Source organism: Candidatus Clostridium eludens (genome assembly GCF_045310515.1).
Classification (GTDB): domain Bacteria; phylum Bacillota; class Clostridia; order Clostridiales; family Clostridiaceae; genus Clostridium_B; species Clostridium_B eludens.
This window is the reverse complement of sequence record NZ_JBJHZX010000219.1, coordinates 1-250: the sequence shown is the minus strand read 5'-3', so window position 1 is coordinate 250 and position 250 is coordinate 1. Positions and strand designations below refer to the sequence as shown.

Genomic DNA, 250 nt, shown 5'->3' with positions numbered 1-250 from the left:
TTATCTGCTGCAGCAATTAATCCAATAAACCCTTCCTGCTCCAAATCCTCTTTATCTATAGAATTGGTTTTTTCGGTGTAGAACCTATTGGCAAGTTTATATACTAAGCCTTTATTAAACTCTACAAGCTCATTTATGGCATGTTTATTCCCAACTTGATATAATTTCACCAACTCCTCATTAGTCACTTAAATCACCCATAACAGTGTTAATTTTATTCATGGCTTTATTAATCCATCTACCCATAGTT

Annotated in this window: 1 protein-coding gene; it reads right to left on the bottom strand. The window is 33.2% G+C overall.

What is annotated here, in order from left to right; all coding sequences use genetic code 11:
- A partial coding sequence (locus tag ACJDU8_RS25895; RefSeq protein WP_406795048.1) for a sigma factor occupies window positions 1-188 on the bottom strand: 188 nt, incomplete at its 3' end.
- Window positions 189-250 lie beyond the last annotated feature (62 nt).